This window comes from Glutamicibacter sp. BW77 (genome assembly GCF_002332285.1).
In the GTDB taxonomy this organism is placed as follows: Bacteria; Actinomycetota; Actinomycetes; order Actinomycetales; family Micrococcaceae; genus Glutamicibacter; species Glutamicibacter bergerei.
Map to the genome: position 1 here is coordinate 166,541 of NZ_NRGT01000047.1, position 16,311 is coordinate 182,851.

Below are 16,311 nucleotides of genomic sequence, written 5' to 3' on the forward strand. Positions count from 1 at the left end.
TACTACTTAGCACGGCAAACCTTCTGTGAACTACTTGCCCTGCGCGTGATGTAACGCCGAAATTACGGTCCCGTCGGCCAGCAGTTCGTAGGCTGCCTCCAGCTCAGCGGAGAGGAAACGGTCCTCGCCAGGGCCGGCTACTTTGCTGCGGATTACCTCGTGGACGGCACCTGTGATCGGTGCCGGAGTGAGTGGCTTTCGCAGGTCTAAGGCGCGGGAAGCAACGACTAATTCGATAGTCAATACGCGGCGCAGGTTATCCACCGCGGTGCGTAGCTTGCGTGCTGCATGCCACCCGAGGGACACATGATCTTCCTGCATTGCCGAGGAGGGAATGGAATCAACGCTGGCAGGTACAGCCAGACGCTTATTTTCTGCCACTAGGCCGGCCTGTGTGTACTGCGCGATCATCATTCCGGAGTCCACTCCAGGATCATCGGCAAGGAAGGCAGGAAGATCTCGTGAACGTGCTGGGTCAAGCATGCGGTCGGTGCGTCGTTCGGCAATAGAGCCAAGGTCTGCCACGGCAATTGCCAAGAAATCCAAGACGTAGGCGACCGGTGCCCCGTGGAAGTTTCCGTTGGAAGAGACCTCTCCGGAGGGAAGCACTACGGGGTTGTCGATTGCAGCAGCTAGCTCGCGGGTCGCCACCATCCGCGCATGGGTGATGGTGTCTCGCACAGCGCCGGTGACCTGCGGGGAACAACGTAATGAATACGCATCCTGGACTCGGCCATCACCTTCGCGGTGCGAAGCCACAACCTGTGAACCCTGAAGCGCGCCGAACATGTTGGCCGCGCTGAGCGCCTGGCCTGGATGTGGACGCAGTGGTTCGTGAAGTTCGGGGCGGAACACCTGATCCGTACCGAATTGGGCTTCCACACTCATGGCTGCGCTGACATCTGCGATATCGGCTAGATCATCAAGGTCAGCCAACGCCATCAAGAGCATGCCCAGCATGCCATCGGTTCCGTTGACCAGCGCAAGACCTTCCTTTTCAGCCAGCTCTAAGGGGGTGATTCCAGCCTCTGCAAGTAGCTCGGGAACTGGGCGGTTTACTCCGTGCTTGTCGGTCGCTTCACCCTCACCCATAAGAACTAACGCGCAATGCGAAAGTGGTGCGAGGTCACCGGAGCAGCCAAGCGAACCGTATTCGCGCACGACGGGGGTGATCCCCGCGTTGAGCAGGGCGACCATGGTTTCAAGCACTACCGGGCGCACCCCGGTACGTCCACTGGCTAGCGTCTTCGCGCGGAGGAACATCAGTGCGCGGACTACTTCACGCTCTACCGGGGCACCCATGCCTGCGGCATGTGAGCGGATCAGTGAGCGTTGTAACTTGGCGCGGTCTGCCGGAGCGATATGTCGTGTAGCTAAAGCGCCAAAACCAGTGGAGATGCCATAAACCGGAGTTTCAGAAGCAGCCAGTGCATCAATATGTGTGCGGACTTCGGCTAATTTCTCGCTCACTTCGGCCGAGATATCAACCTGAATATCATGGCGAGCAACGTGTAGGACGTCCTGTGCCGTCGTGTTGGTCAGATGAAGCGTTACCGAAGTAGGCGAGGTATTCATGAAGGTGTTCCGTTCGTAAGTGAAGCTGTCTCTAACGTCCATTCTTCGCCAGTATCAGCGTGTATTTCGCTTGCTCCGCCCTAATCTGTCTGTTATTTCGGACAGGATGTGAAGCTCTTAGTTAGTTTTGTATATTTCGGAAAAATTCATCGAAAGGTCACTAATTAAATGTCGCATTTCGTATATATTCTTGGTTCAAAGAACTTACTTCCTGTCGTTACGTGAAATTCGTAAATTGTCTTCACGAATACCAGAATTCTGTGGAGACTGACGTAGGCTCTGGAGACCAAGCCACAACGACGTGGCGCGGTTTTGACAACACATCGGTTATCAAAACATTGAAGAACGAGCGAAGGACCGGCAACCGTGAGTGCAAGGTTGACCACAATGAAACAACAAGTGACAGCGACACCAGAAACCGCTTGGCGAAAGCGCAAAGATGCTTGGGAGCACCTCGGATATGTCCTGGGTGAGATCATTCGAGGCCTCGACGACAAGGTTGCCGGGGAGCAGCACGAGCACGACGCAAGGCAACTACTGAGCCTACTTTCGGCTATCGAACCATACTGGGCCTCACCGGGAATCGATTACTTTAACGAAGTTGAAACCCTGATGAACGAAGGCCACTTTCGTGATGCCTTGAGCAAGGTGTACCAGGCAAATCAGTCTTTCCGCACCCAGACGCAATACATTGATGGCGAAGGCCACGATATTAACGCCGAGGAAAGCGAAGCCGCCGCGCAGAGCAACGAGTTACGCGGTAATGAGACCCGCGGCAGTCAGCGGAAATTTACCCCCAAGGTTGAAATACTGCTCGTAGACAATGGGCCGGCGGACGAGATTGAACGGTTCAAAGCAGAGATGCTGGAACAACGCCAACGAACCGATTCCTTCGTCTACAGTTTTGTCGTCGTTCCTAGCGTCGAAGATGCGCTGACTGCGATCGTCATTAATCCGACAATTCAAGCGGTCGTGCTCACCGCCCGTTTTGAATTGGAAACTCGCCGGCGCTTGAGCGCCACATTAGGCAAGTACGTCTCCCGGCATACCGCCGGACGTTTCAAAACGATGCGACAAATCGACCGGATTTTGGATCTGGAAGCGATCATCGATCTGCTCCGGCCCGAGATCCCGGTGTACCTCATCGCCGGGGTTGCGCTGGAATCTATTGCGCACGAGATTACCGGACGCTTCAAGCGCATCTTCTCCCGCAACGATGGCATGGATCTACACCTGTCATTGATCGCCGAAGTTTTGGAACGGTACAACACTCCTTTCTTCCACGCCTTGCAGGCTTATGCCAAACGTCCGGGTGGAGTATTCCACGCGATGCCGATTTCCCGTGCGGGTTCGGTGCAAAATTCGCCGTGGGCACGCGACCTCGTAGATTTTTACGGGAAAAACCTTTTGCTGGCTGAAACCTCGGCCACCTCTGGTGGTCTCGATTCATTACTTGATCCGCAGAGCTCCATCAAGGAAGCTCATGAACTAGCGGCTCGCGCGTTCAACAGCCACCGGACCTATTTCGTTACGAACGGCACCTCTACCGCAAACAAGATCGTCCACCAGTCAATTCTGGCTCCAGGCGATATTGTGCTTGTTGACCGAAACTGCCATAAGTCGCACCACTATTCGCTGGTGCTGGCCGGGGCAAATGTCAGTTATCTAGAGGCCTACCCGCTGAACGAATACTCGATGTATGGGGCAGTATCTCTGGAGGAGATCAAGGGTCGCCTGCTGCAGCTGCGTCGTGAAGGTTTGTTGCACAAGGTCAAAATGTTGACGCTGACTAACTGCACCTTTGACGGAATTATTTATGATCCACGTCGTGTCATGGAAGAGTGCTTGGCAATCAAGCCTGACTTAGTTTTCCTTTGGGACGAGGCATGGTTCGCTTTTGCTGGTTTCCATCCGATTTATCGTCAGCGCACAGGTATGGCCGCGGCCGAGCGAATCCGAACCACATTCGAGACCAAAGACTACCGCGAGCGTTTTGCCGCTCAACAGGCAGCATTGCCCGAACCCGGAACCCTGGATGATCCGTCCAATGACGATGCTTGGATAAAAACACGGCTGCTGGCTGACCCTGCAAAGACTCGGTTGCGAGTTTATTCGACGCAGTCGACGCATAAGACCCTGACCTCATTGCGCCAGGGGTCGATGATTCATATTCATGATCAGGATTTTGCCGAGCGTAACCGAAATACGTTCCGCGAAGCCTATATGACTCACACCTCTACGTCCCCGAACTATCAGATCCTCGCGTCTTTGGATATTGGACGACGTCAGGCAGAACTTGAGGGTTACGCGCTGGTGCAGCGACAGGTCGATTTGGCGCAGTCAATCGTCCGAGCGATGACACGCAATAAACTATTGCGCAAATACTTCCGTGTGCTTGATACTCAAGAGCTAATCCCTGGTGAATATCGGTGCAGTGATACCGCTAGTCCGGTACGCGACGGGCTGGAAGTTTGGGACCGGTCATGGGCCGAGGATGAGTTTGTTGTCGACCCGTCACGACTGACCTTAGATATCAGTCGCACTGGAGTCGATGGAGACACCTTTAAGCACACCTACCTGATGGATGGTCACTCAATTCAGGTGAATAAGACCAGTCGTACCTCGGTGTTGCTGATGACAAACATTGGTACCAATCGTTCGGCGGTTGCGCACTTGATTGAAGTGTTGGTGAAGATCGCCGAGGAGTTGGAGCACGCGCGCCGCCTCGATGGGCGTGCCATGGGTGACGGCAAGAAGGTTCCTGCCACAGAAGTGCCGATGCCTGACTTCAGCTACTTCGCCGACGAATTTAGTGGCGGTGGTGGTAGTGGTGATATGCGTTCGGCCTACTACCTGACGTATCAAGACCCGGCCACGCACTTCATGTTTTCCCCTGAGATCCGTCAACGGATTCACAGTGGGGAACAAGTAGTTTCTGCTGCCTTCGTGACACCATATCCGCCAGGCTTCCCAGTGCTGGTTCCGGGTCAGGTAGTCTCAACGGAAATTCTTGACTACATGGATGTCCTTGATACTCGCGAGATTCATGGATACCACGGTGACTTCGGATATCAGGTCTTCACTTCCGAAGCGTTGGCCAGTGTAGCCGCAAAGCGACTATAGGTCTCCAGTGGAGGAGTCTGCTTGCAGGCTCCTCCACTGGCCACATCATTTTCCCTTTGGCACGTTCCTATTCAGTACTTGAACTATCAGGAATCTGGATGGCAAATCAGATAGCGCCGGTGGCTGGGAACAACCGGTCGCAGAGATTATTTCCCGTCCCCTGAATGTTTGGTATGAACCTGCGCCATGAGTGTAATTCCGGCGTATGGTGAGAAGTAGTGGCCATACGCGAGAACGTTGTTGCGGTAGCCGGCTACTGGGCGAAAAGTCTTCTGGAAGGGACCAGAATATGGAATCACGCAAAAGCACAGGCGAATAGACAACAGTCCACTTCGCTTTACTGGCGGACAAGTTTCATTGCCGTCAGTTCAATGGAAGAAAGCCGATTCTATCCCGGGATTCCCGGGCAGAAATGGAGCGACGCCATGCCTACGATTCACGGAGCGTCTCAACTCAATACCCACTTAGGCTTGGGATTAGCCACTGGTGGTGCCCTGTTTGCGATCATGTTCTTGGCAGCCATATTTTGGGTGCCTATGGGAGTGGTCCCTGCTATGAATCCTTTATGGATCATCGTTGCTTGGGGAACAATGCTCATGTGCTGGGGTGTTTTCCGAATGATTGCGGGACCCAGCAGGTTAGATCATTTTAATGGTGGCACCGATGCTGGTTCCTAATAGGAACTAAAGCACCCCATAGGGCCAGTTCACATGCCAAGGTTCAGATCACCTAGTTGTACTCCGGTGACCCGTCGCTTCGATCAATGAAGCGGCGGGTCACTGCTATCAGGAGCTTGGCATACATAGCGAAAAAGAACTGGACTCATGCTTCAAAGCTCCATCATCGAAGCCTCAACCCGCGCGTTCGCCTGGGCTGCCAGCAAGCTGGTGGACCTAGATAGGCCGGCCAAAATTCCCGAACCGCTCGACGGTAGCTGTCTCGGATACGCGATCTTGACTGGGCGGGAGCTTTCTAACGCGCACAAAACGCGGGCCACAAAAGTCTGCAGTGCTTCTGCTGAACTTCCACGGCCCGCGTCTGTTGACGGGTTCTAGCTATTTACCTTGCATCGGAATGCGCACACCACGTTCCGCAGCGACCTCGATTGCGCGGTCATAACCGGCATCAACGTGGCGGATGACGCCCATACCTGGATCATTAGTCAGCAGGGCTTCAAGTTTGGCCGCAGCCATTTCGCTACCATCAGCCAAGGAGACCTGACCTGCATGGATGGAGCGGCCCATGCCCACACCGCCACCATGGTGGATGGAAACCCAAGAAGCGCCCGAGCTCGTTGCCGTGAGTGCGTTCAGTAGTGGCCAATCGGCTACCGCATCGGAGCCGTCAGCCATGGCCTCGGTCTCACGGTAAGGAGAGGCAACGGAACCGGAATCCAGATGATCACGGCCGATGACGATTGGTGCGGAGACCTTGCCCTCGGCAACTAACTGATTGAAGAGCAACCCTGCCTTGGCACGTTCGCCGTAGCCCAACCAGCAGATACGTGCTGGTAGTCCTTCAAACTCCACGCGTTCCGCGGCGGCATCCAACCAACGGTGCAGGTGTTCGTTTTCTGGGAACAGTTCTTTCAATGCTTGATCGGTAACGCGGATATCTTCTGGATCACCGGATAACGCTACCCAACGGAATGGGCCAAGTCCCTCACAGAATAGTGGTCGAATGTATGCAGGAACGAAGCCTGGGAATTCAAACGCCCGATCGTAGCCGCCCTTTCGGGCTTCGTCGCGGATCGAGTTTCCGTAATCAAATACCTCAACGCCGAGATCCTGAAATTCAACCATTGCCTGAACATGTTTGGCCATCGCAGCCTGTGCCTTGTGGGTGAAATCAGCGGCGTCGTTGGCCGCAGCTTCGGACCATTGCTCCAAGGTGTATTCCACTGGAAGGTAGCTCAGCGGATCGTGTGCGCTGGTCTGGTCGGTGACGATATCGAAAGCCACTTCGCCGGCCTTGTGGCGTCGCAACAGCTCGGGGAAGACCTCGGCGGCGTTGCCGACGTACCCAACCGAATGTCCGCGGCCCTCAGCCTTCGCTGCACCGACCTTGGCCAGCGCCTTGTCTAGGTCTAGTTCTACCTCGTCGAGGTAGCGCTTGGATACGCGCCGACGGAGCCGAGTTTCATCGACGTCAACGATCAGGCAGGCGCCGTTATTCAGCGTGACCGCCAGCGGTTGAGCGCCACCCATGCCACCACAACCACCGGTCAAGGTGAGCGTGTTTGCCAACGTACCGTTGTATCGTTTGCGCCCGATGGCGGCAAAGGTTTCATAGGTGCCCTGCAAGATTCCTTGGGTGCCAATGTAAATCCAGGAGCCTGCAGTCATCTGTCCGTACATCATCAGGCCTTCGGCCTCGAGTTTGCGGAAGTGCTCCCAGTTCGCCCAGTCTCCAACCAAGTTTGAGTTAGCGATCAATACGCGCGGTGCCCACTTGTTGGTACGGAATACGCCCACTGGCTTACCGGACTGGATGAGTAAGGTTTCGTTTTCTTCCAGATCCTTCAGCGTCTCAACGATGGCGTCAAAGGCCTCCCAAGAGCGTGCTGCTTTGCCGGTGCCACCGTAAACGACTAGATCTTCCGGGCGTTCGGCAACCTCTGGGTCGAGGTTGTTCATCAGCATCCGTAGCGGTGCTTCGGTAGCCCAAGATTTGGCGTTGAGCTTTGTGCCACGGGGGGCGCGGACGACTCGTGGTTCATGGCTCACGATGGACTCCTTTAGCGGTAGGTGAAGTAACTAACTGCTTCCATCATTGGCCATAGGGTGCATCTAGCACACGGGGGTTTTCACGGTGCTGTCCGGAATTTCAGACTGCGGGTGCGGGGCTGTTGCGCCGACCTTGAATCCGCGAGGTCAGCTGCGCGGCGGTATTACGTATTTGTTCTAGTAGCGGATCCCATTGATCTTCCGGAACTCGGTCCCCAAGGAAGGTGACGGCAACCGCTGCAACCGGCCAACCATTAGCATCTAAAATTTCAACCGCGAGCGAATGGAAATCTGCGGTCACATCTTCACGCTCTACCGCGAAACCACGTGTGGCGGTCTGGTCTAATTCGCGGCGCAACTGCTGATAAGAATTTATCCCGCTGTCTTGAGCCCGGCTACTGAAACTTGCGGACCCCGGATACAACGCACGCACCTGAGATTTTGGGAGTGCAGCAAGAATGGCCCGCCCCGAGGCGGTCAAATGCGAAGGTAAACGCACCCCGACTTCGGTCACCAATGAGGGCCGTCCCTTGGCTCGTTCCTCCACAATGTAAAGCACATCCGCGCCGTGTAGGACCGCAAGATGGGCGCTTTCGCCCACCTTGTCGACCAGCTGCGCAATCAAAGGAGCGCCGAAGCGCGCTAAGGGTTCCTGACGCGTGTAGGCGCTGGAAAGTTCAAATGAGGAAACCCCCAGCCCGTAGGCTTTCTCCTCGGGGTAGTGGGCGATAAAGCCCTGTTCGAGCATGACATTGAGTAACTGGTAGACACTCGAGCGCGGTAACTCCAGCAGTTTAGCGATCATTGCTGCGGGGGTCGGCGATTTCCTGCTTGCCAGTAAACGCAAGACGCGCAGCGTGTTTTCAGCTGCCGGTACCTTGCTGCCCATGATTACCCCTTAGTCGAAACGCATACCTGCTAGGGAACTCTAGCAACACTGAGCGTCAACTGACGGATGGGACTATGAAATCTGTGCCTGCAGGGAATCGTTGAGTGCTTCAAGTCGCGGTGGGTTAGCACCAGAAGTGAGCACGGTGAGCTCGGAGCAACGAGTCGCCTGAGTCAACGCGAACTCCAATTCACTCTGATCTAGAGCGGCACCCTTGGTGGTCAGCGCCTGAGCCAAGGAGCTATTAAGCAGCCCGTGAAGCAACCCAGACATAAAAGCATCACCGGCACCGATAGTGTCGACAATCTTTACCGGACGTGAATGAACCATCACCTCGGTGTTTTTCGCGCGGGCCGTGGCGCCGCGCGCGCCGAAGGTCATGACCGCGAGTTTCGCGCCACGTTCCAAAATATGGTCAAGGATCCGCTGGCAATCCCATCCTGGATATAGCCACAGGGCGTCATCATCGCTGAGCTTGACGACATGGGACAGACTCATCATCTTTTCGATTTGCTTCACCGCAGTGGAACGCTTGCGGATGAGCTGGGGGCGCACATTGGGGTCGTAACTGCGCAACTGATCTGCCGGTGACGCTTCAAAAGCTTCGAGGACTTTTTCGCAACCTGGCGCCAGCCATCCAGCGATGGAACCGGTGTGCAAAAGTTGCGCCTCGGAGGCAACCACGCCGTGGGGCAGGTCCCAGGCCAAGCTAAATTCGTAGGTCGCATCGCCCACTCCGTCTACGGAGACGGTTGCGTAACTGGTGGACTCTTGAGAGTAAGTGTCGGCCGCAAGTTTTACCGAGGAATCGGCTAGATGCGCTGAAATTAATGCTCCGTGCTCATCATCGCCAAGGTCGGTAGTCAAGGTGACCTCATGGCCCAAACGGCCTAGCCCCACCGCGACATTCATCGGGGAACCACCTGGATGTGCTACGCCATCAACGATATCGGCTAGAGCTTCGCCAACCACCTGTATCTGTGCCATGACTCGATACTACGGATAATCACTTAGATAGCCACAATCGACTCTCGAACCAAGGTGTGTGGCTGGGCACCTCGCAATGGCACTGCCGGTGAGAGAACAATCGGTTACCCAAAGGGGCATTGGGGCGCAATGGCCCCAAACCATCACAAAATGAGGCTCAGAAAATAAGAATAATGCGGTGGGATACAGACCGTATCGATGGCGAAGCCAGGCGCCTGAAGAGCTACGCCAAGCCAATTCTTGTAATCGACGCGGCAATCGCAGTAGGCACTGCAAAAACTAGTAACGCGAATGCGGCTCAACGTTTGGGTTGGCATCAACTTCCGGTACTCGGTGGCCGGCGGTGTCCTAATGACATCGGCGCTACGATGCATTTCTAATATGGCGCTGATCCGCTGGAAGCAGCGAAACACAAGACAGCCGGCCCGCTGACCGAAAAATGCCCTTATCGGTCAGTGGGCCAACTGCTTGTTATAACGCTTAGTTACACGTTTATCCGGTAACCACGTTTGATGACGGTAGTGATCAGGTCCGGGTGCGGTAGCGTGCGCCGCAAGCGGCTCAGCGTCATATCCAACGCGTGATTCGAAGATGTGGAGGGCAACACCGAGACAAGCTCTTCACGGGTTACCACCGAGCCGCTGGCTTCCATGAGCCGGCGCAGGATCTCGGTCTGTGCCGGGGAAAGTTCGCAACGTTCACCATTCAGGCTCAGCGTGCGGCCACGCAGGGCGCAGTCGCCAAATACCGTCGAAGTGCTCAACGTGCCTAATTCACTGAGATGACCGACCAACTGCAGGATCATCGCACCCATACGGTGGCGCTCGGGAACCAATGTGCCGGTCACTCCGGCAGCTTCCAAGGGAGCAGCGGTCACCGGACCAACGGTAGCAACGACGACTCGTTCACTTAACGAACGAATCAGCGCCGCAGTACGATTGCGCGAGCGGGCGGCGGCGAGTAAAGCGTGCACGCTCGGTGCGCTAGTGAAGGTGATCGCGTCAAAATGGGCGGCACAAATACCCTCGACCAAGTTGGAGAGGTGTTGTTCTGAACTGGTATCGAGCCACCGGTACGGTTCCACCTTGAGCACTCGTGCTGCGCCGAGTTCACGCAGCGCCAACTGCAGCCCATGATCGCTGTCTGCATGTAGCTGTACTGCCACGGTCTGACCGGTAATTTCATTCGCCAGTTGGTCTAGCAACCCGGCGGTGGTTCCGTCCTTGGCTACCGCGGTGGCGTGAAAGCCCAGAGCACGGACCGCACCGTGAGCCTTCGCCCCACGCACATAGAGCTTGGCCGAGTTCAAACATTGGCAAAGCTCATGTCCGAGCCCGGCAGCCTCGGCAGAATCGAACCAGCGTCGCAGCCCGTATGCCGTGGAAATAATGACGGTTTCGGGGCGTAACTCGATCAACTTCTTAGTCTGTTCCACCAGCACAGCCTCATCATCTAGCGGGGCAAGCTTCAGCAGGGGTGCGTGGGTGACTTCGGCTCCACGGCGTTCCAGCGCCTCGACCAGCTCCTCGGATCGCCGGTTGCTGGTTACTGCGATTCGAAATCCTGACAGAGGCAGGGATAATTGCGGACTCATGCGTTGGCCCGCAATCCGGCAAGTTCCTCGGCCAGTAGGCGTTGCGGTAGCGCCGCTACTTCGCCGATGACGATCACCGCCGGGTTGGCGCACCGTTCGGCCCGCGAAACCTGCGCCAAGGTTCCAAGCGTTGCATGGGTGGTACGTTGGTCGCCGGTGGTGCCGGACTCGATGATCGCGCAGGGCATCGTTGGGGACATGCCATGGTGCTGGAACCCGGAAGCAGTGTGCTCCAAGGTGGCCATGCCCATCAGAATGACAATGGTGCCGTCCAGCCCTGTCAGGTGTTTAAACTGTTGTTCTTGAAGCGGGTCGTGAGCCGAGATTACGGAGAACACTGTGTTCACCCCGCGCGCGGTGACGGGAATACCGGCAGCAGCGGGAACGGTGATGCAGGAGCTGAGCCCCGGAACGACGCTCACCGCGACGCCTGCCTTGGTCGCCGCTGTGAGCTCTTCGAAGCCGCGGCCGAAAACGAAAGGATCTCCACCCTTGAGCCTGACCACATTTGATCCGGCGAGAGCCGCGGAAAGCATTTGCTGTTCAATCTGGGCTTGGGTAACTTTGTGGTGGCCAGGGCGTTTACCTACATCTACGAGCAGTGCTTGCGGAGCAAGCTCTTGCACCCGGGCCGCGGGACCCAGCCGATCAACGAAGATTAGGTCTGCGTCGCCCAGTGCATTCACTGCGCGCACGGTCAGCAGGTCTAGTGCACCGGGCCCGCCACCGATCAGCGTGATCTGGCCGGTATCAGCGACAGGTCTACGGGTGATCACCGGTAGTCCGCGTTCCCGGGCAGCCTTCCGTAACGCGGTGAATCTTTCGGGGGATGCGTCGCAAATGACGAGCAAGGTGCACGCGTTCAGCTGCGAAATTCCGGTCTCTGGGCTAGAAGCGCAAAGCACGCGGGCTCCGCGTGCGCAGTAGTGCGCGTTGGCCTTGCCCAGGCCCACAGGATCCCCGGCGAGCAGAATCGTGCACCCCTGGATGTCAAAGTTTTCATTGCTCATCGTCGTAGCTCGATTGCCAACTCGTATCCGGCGCTTCCTACAGCGCTAGATAGCGGGGCGAATAACGGTGTTCCGACGTGTAAAATCATCTGTCCCTGTGTTGCTTCTATCCATTGATGCGTGGATAAGCGGACCTTAGTTTTATGCGCTATTTTTTCAGGTGCATGGCTTGACATGGGAATTCATCTCCACTTGGGTGGGTGTGGCTTGATGTTAAAAAGACTATAGGGCGGGGTTTACCCTGAAATTTCCCAATTGTTTCCATTGGAATAATTCATTTATAAAGTTGACGTGGGTGAAGGCGGGCCACTTTGGAAATTTTCTTGCGGACTGGATGGACTGCCGCAGGGGTGAAAATCGTTTTACCCCGGTGAAACAATCGAAGCCTTTGACTGAAACACATGCCTCGTAGGCTGAGCACATCGGCTCGTACCGCACAGGCCGGAGCTAGCGAAGGGACGAGTTGTGAACCCATGCAAAAACCACGAACAAATAGACTGTCGGGGCTTATCGCTAAGCCATACACGCAGCATGGCTCCAAAGATGGCCGATACCGGTAGAACCGCATGAGCGCTGCAAGTGCAACATTAACTCGGCAATGTTCTTTGGTCGCGGTCTCACACGGCACAAATGATCCGGCAGGCCAGCGTGCCGTCAGCGCCCTTGTTGCGCAGGTGCGCCGCGTAGCCGACGTCCAAGTACATCAGGCGTTTGTTGACGTGCAAGAACCCCGAGTAGGCTCACTGCTTCACGGATTACCGGAGGGAAACCAGTCATCGGTTCTCGTTCCGCTGCTAATCTCGCGTGGGGTACACGTCGACCAAGACCTTACCGAGGCGGCCGTCCTTAGACCGGCTACTCGCGTGGCCGCAGCTCTCGGTCCGCACAAGTTGCTCGCTCAGGTAATCGAGCACCGACTTGTGCAGGCCGGTTGGTTACCTGGTGAACCCGTAATTCTCGCCGGGGCCGGGACTCGCCTGGGTCAAGGTACACAGGACTGCCACCAAGCCGCGGCGCTTTTAGCCGAGCGTTTAGGAGTGCCGGTGAGTGTAGCTTTCGTTGCGGCGGCCGAACCCGCACTAGGACAAGCCGTTGCCACGGCACGGGACGCTGCGCCGCAGCGCCGCGTGGTGGTGGCCAGCTACCTGCTGGCGCCCGGATATTTTCAATCCTTGATCGAGCGTTGCGGCGCGGAGCTGGTCAGCGGGCCGCTACTGGCAGCAGATGAGCAGGTGCCGAGGGAACTAGTGAATCTGGTACTAGAACGCTTTACCGCCGCCTGCGAGTAACCCCTGATTGCGCCAGTAGTTGCCTGCCGAAGCCAAAACACGGCACAGTGGAGCTATGCAGTCCCTCTTTGACGACGGTGCTTTCGGCCGCGAGCCGCAGACCCTGAGGCCCGGCGCAGTACATGTGCCCGGATGGCTCACAGCCGAGCAACAAGATTGGATCACCGAGCAGTTTCTTAGCTGGGGACAAGGGCCAGTGCCGCCGCATTCCACCTTAGTCAACGGGCATCCTATGAAGGTCAAAACCGTGTGCCTTGGATGGCATTGGGGCAACTATCAATACACCCGTACCGCCGAGGACCTCAACGGGGCGCCAGTCCCGCCAATGCCAGACTGGCTTGTTGAACTAGGTCGGCGCGCAGTGGCCGAGACCACCACAGATCCGCCTAACGCACAGGCATACAACCCAGATGTGGCGATCATCAATTATTATCCGCCCGGTTCAACCATGGGAATGCATCAGGACGCGCAGGAGAAGGTCAATGCGCCTATCGTTTCACTGTCTATTGGGGACAGTGCAAATTTCCGTCTAGGAAACAATGAAACTCGGACCAAGCCCTATCAGGATGTGAGGTTGGCTTCAGGAGATCTTTTTGTTTTTGAAGGTCCCGCCCGCTGGGTCTTTCACGCGGTGACCAAGATTTACCCGGGCACCGGGCCTGCACACTGGAAACTGGGTGGCGGACGAATCAACATCACCCTGCGCGAAACGGGGATGAGCTAGGTCGTCAGGACGACGCCAAATCGAGGGTGGCAAACACTGCTCGATGATCAGAATCGCCGAGCGACAGTGTACTAGCCGATCCCGTATCAAGGCCACGAACCATTACATGATCAATTTTTAGCACGGGCACCGGGCGATTTGGCCAGGTCATGCCGAATCCCCAGGACTCGTGTGGAACTTCTTCGAGCTGGTCAGAGATCGGAGTGAAATGCCTGTCGGTGCTGGTCGCATTAAAATCGCCGAGCGCAATGATTTTTGAGCTACGGTCGCGAGCCATGATTTGCCCCAAATTCCTGAGCATCGTATCTCGCTCTTCATGGTCCAAGGGGCGTGCCGACGCCGCATGAACCGCATATACGGTCACCTGTTCAGTTTCCGTTTGTATACGCAACTTCGCAGCTCGCGACCAGCCCAAGCCAAGATCCAAAGGCTGCTGATCCAGGATTGGATACTTGCTGTAGACGCCTACGGTTCCTACCGAGAACTGATGCGGGTGAGAATCAGCTAGAAGCTGTCCCACCTGTTCGGCTTGTCCCTCACCAAGTTCTTGCAGGCTGATTAAATCTGCACCCTCAGCCACTAATCCTTCAGCGGAGGCAGCCGCTCCATCTTGATGCACGTTTTGTGTGGCCACCGTGAATTTATCCACAGGCTCCGGCGGGTTTGCGGGAACGAAAGCTGCACCAAAGATCCATGCCCACGCGATGGCGGGTAATAACAAGATCAGGAAGGTGATCCGGCCACGCACCAGCATGGCTAGAAGTAGCAGCACGGGTATCCCAAAGCCGAGCCACGGGGTCAAATTGTCGAGGAACAGGCCAAGCCCAGCGCGCTCTGGAAAGCTTCGATGGGCTACAAGCACTACCGTGAGCGCTAGGGACAAGAGAACTATCAATAACCTCCCAGCCAGCCGGCCGGCGGTCAGACGATGTTGGGCTGCATTGGACATGAGGATTCCAGATTGCCACACGTTGCTGGCAGAGCCATGGATTGACCGCGGAATACTGATATCGAGTTATGCGTTGGGCAAGCTAGAGAGAAAGTCACTACGATTGTTACTGGCGCCAACGTTGTCGTACGAAGTGAAAAATCCATTCGCAGCAAAGTTAGAGGCACCATGAATCAATTAACGCCACCACGATATTTAGAAGGCAGAGCCCTGCTCTTCGCGATTATCGCCTTAGGCATGGGTGGCTTTGGCATTGGTGTCACCGAGTTTGCCATGATGGGTCTGCTGCAAGAAGGTGCCACCGATCTAGGTGTGAGCAACTCACAGATGGGCCTAGTGATTAGTACCTACGCCATCGGAGTGGTGGTTGGCGCTCCGCTACTGACGGCCCTCGCTGCAAAAATCTCCAAAAAACGAGCGGTGCAAATTCTGATCCTGCTCTTCGCCGTCGCAAACCTTACCTCGTTCTTTGCTGCGGACTACAACACCATGTTGTTTACTCGTTTCCTCTCCGGCTTACCTCACGGTGCTTACTTCGGTCTGGCCGGTGTGCTGGCTGGAAACATTGTCCCGGCAAGTATGCGAGGCCGAGCCATTGCCTGGGTCATGCTTGGCCTGTCTGTGGCGAACGTTGCCGGTGTTCCCTTGGTGACTCTGCTTGGTCAGGCAACCGGTTGGCGCTCAATGTTCCTCGTGGTCGCCGCGGTGGGCGTACTGACCTTTGTCTTGATTAGCCTCTTTGTGCCAATGCGTAAAGCTACCCAAGGTGCCAGCATGCGCCGGGAACTCTCAGCTCTCAAGAGCGTGCAGGTGTGGTTGGCCATGGCTACAGGCATTGTTGGCTTCGGCGGTTTCTTCGCGGTTTATTCATATATCTCGCCCACACTTACCGACGAAACCGGGCTGGATATCGCCCTCGTGCCGCTGGCCTTGGGACTCTACGGTGTAGGCATGGTGGTCGGTTCACTCATCGGAGGCCGGCTTGCCGACTGGTCCATCTTCGGCGCGATCAAGCTTGCCAGCGTGTTGATGGTTTTCAGTATGCTGACTTTCGCCGCGGTTGCCTCGTGGGTAATCCCGACCTTAATCATGGTGTTTGTCCTCGGAGCCGTCGGATCATTGCTCATTCCGAGCTTGCAGACGCTATTGATGGACTCTGCCCCGCACGCGCAGTCGTTGGCGGCTTCGCTGAACCACTCAGCATTGAACGTGGCCAACGCCTTGGGCGCTGCCTTAGGTGCCATAGTGATTACCGCAGGCTTCAGCTATCGTGCACCGTCCATAGTGGGCGCGATTCTGGCAGCACTTGGATTGCTCATCGCGTGGATTACCCAGCGTCGAGCACAAAAAATCGGCCTAGTTATCGGTGCTGACGCGGTGCTGGAACGAATCGGCGGACCGGCAGAAAAATAGTCTTTGCAGCAAGTAATGCGAGGGGCGAGGAT

Annotated in this window: 13 protein-coding genes; 6 read left to right on the forward strand and 7 right to left on the reverse strand. The window is 56.2% G+C overall.

What is annotated here, in order from left to right; translation table 11 throughout:
• Positions 1-30: 30 nt before the first annotated feature.
• On the reverse strand, positions 31-1,575 hold the full coding sequence (gene hutH / locus CIK74_RS06260) for a histidine ammonia-lyase (RefSeq protein WP_096254912.1): 1,545 nt from the start codon (positions 1,573-1,575) through the stop codon (positions 31-33).
• Between the two features lie 387 nt (positions 1,576-1,962).
• Here hutH and CIK74_RS06265 point away from each other — a divergent pair, with 387 nt between their 5' ends.
• Positions 1,963-4,698, forward strand: a complete 2,736-nt coding sequence (locus CIK74_RS06265) for an ornithine decarboxylase (RefSeq protein WP_240520471.1) — start codon at positions 1,963-1,965, stop codon at positions 4,696-4,698.
• Between the two features lie 425 nt (positions 4,699-5,123).
• Positions 5,124-5,375, forward strand: a complete 252-nt coding sequence (locus CIK74_RS18495) for a hypothetical protein (RefSeq protein WP_141392890.1) — start codon at positions 5,124-5,126, stop codon at positions 5,373-5,375.
• Positions 5,376-5,753: 378 nt separating this feature from the next.
• Here CIK74_RS18495 and hutU read toward each other — a convergent pair whose 3' ends face one another.
• The 3 genes from hutU to CIK74_RS06290 all read right to left on the reverse strand — a co-directional run bounded on the left by hutU (position 5,754) and on the right by CIK74_RS06290 (position 9,300).
• Entirely contained in the window at positions 5,754-7,424 is a 1,671-nt protein-coding gene (gene hutU / locus CIK74_RS06280; protein WP_096254916.1) for a urocanate hydratase, read from the reverse strand.
• A gap of 100 nt (positions 7,425-7,524) precedes the next feature.
• On the reverse strand, positions 7,525-8,313 hold the full coding sequence (locus CIK74_RS06285; RefSeq protein WP_096254917.1) for an IclR family transcriptional regulator: 789 nt from the start codon (positions 8,311-8,313) through the stop codon (positions 7,525-7,527).
• 72 nt (positions 8,314-8,385) lie between these two features.
• Positions 8,386-9,300 carry a carbohydrate kinase gene (locus tag CIK74_RS06290; RefSeq protein WP_096254918.1) on the reverse strand — a complete coding sequence of 305 codons (915 nt, stop codon included), beginning with the start codon at positions 9,298-9,300 and terminating at the stop codon, positions 8,386-8,388.
• 173 nt (positions 9,301-9,473) lie between these two features.
• Between CIK74_RS06290 and CIK74_RS06295 the strand changes: the two genes are divergently transcribed.
• Positions 9,474-9,680 carry a hypothetical protein gene (locus CIK74_RS06295; protein ID WP_096254919.1) on the forward strand — a complete coding sequence of 69 codons (207 nt, stop codon included), beginning with the start codon at positions 9,474-9,476 and terminating at the stop codon, positions 9,678-9,680.
• Between the two features lie 104 nt (positions 9,681-9,784).
• Here the strand turns inward: CIK74_RS06295 and CIK74_RS06300 are convergent, their stop codons facing one another.
• Both CIK74_RS06300 and cobA read right to left on the reverse strand, forming a co-directional pair.
• Positions 9,785-10,894 (reverse strand): uroporphyrinogen-III synthase, encoded by a 1,110-nt coding sequence (locus CIK74_RS06300; RefSeq protein WP_096254920.1) that lies wholly within the window; start codon positions 10,892-10,894, stop codon positions 9,785-9,787.
• Positions 10,891-11,904 carry a uroporphyrinogen-III C-methyltransferase gene (gene cobA, locus CIK74_RS06305; RefSeq protein ID WP_096254921.1) on the reverse strand — a complete coding sequence of 338 codons (1,014 nt, stop codon included), beginning with the start codon at positions 11,902-11,904 and terminating at the stop codon, positions 10,891-10,893. The genes CIK74_RS06300 and cobA overlap by 4 nt, the downstream gene beginning before the upstream one ends.
• A gap of 566 nt (positions 11,905-12,470) precedes the next feature.
• On the opposite strand from cobA, the gene CIK74_RS06310 reads away from it, so the two are divergent.
• Both CIK74_RS06310 and CIK74_RS06315 read left to right on the forward strand, forming a co-directional pair.
• Positions 12,471-13,193 carry a CbiX/SirB N-terminal domain-containing protein gene (locus CIK74_RS06310; RefSeq protein ID WP_096254922.1) on the forward strand — a complete coding sequence of 241 codons (723 nt, stop codon included), beginning with the start codon at positions 12,471-12,473 and terminating at the stop codon, positions 13,191-13,193.
• Positions 13,194-13,248: 55 nt separating this feature from the next.
• Entirely contained in the window at positions 13,249-13,917 is a 669-nt protein-coding gene (locus tag CIK74_RS06315; RefSeq protein ID WP_096254923.1) for an alpha-ketoglutarate-dependent dioxygenase AlkB, read from the forward strand.
• Between the two features lie 4 nt (positions 13,918-13,921).
• Here CIK74_RS06315 and CIK74_RS06320 read toward each other — a convergent pair whose 3' ends face one another.
• The gene (locus tag CIK74_RS06320) at positions 13,922-14,866 is read right to left on the reverse strand and encodes an endonuclease/exonuclease/phosphatase family protein (protein WP_096254924.1); all 945 of its coding nucleotides are present in this window, start codon (positions 14,864-14,866) and stop codon (positions 13,922-13,924) included.
• Between the two features lie 168 nt (positions 14,867-15,034).
• Here CIK74_RS06320 and CIK74_RS06325 point away from each other — a divergent pair, with 168 nt between their 5' ends.
• Positions 15,035-16,279 (forward strand): MFS transporter, encoded by a 1,245-nt coding sequence (locus tag CIK74_RS06325; RefSeq protein WP_096254925.1) that lies wholly within the window; start codon positions 15,035-15,037, stop codon positions 16,277-16,279.
• Positions 16,280-16,311 lie beyond the last annotated feature (32 nt).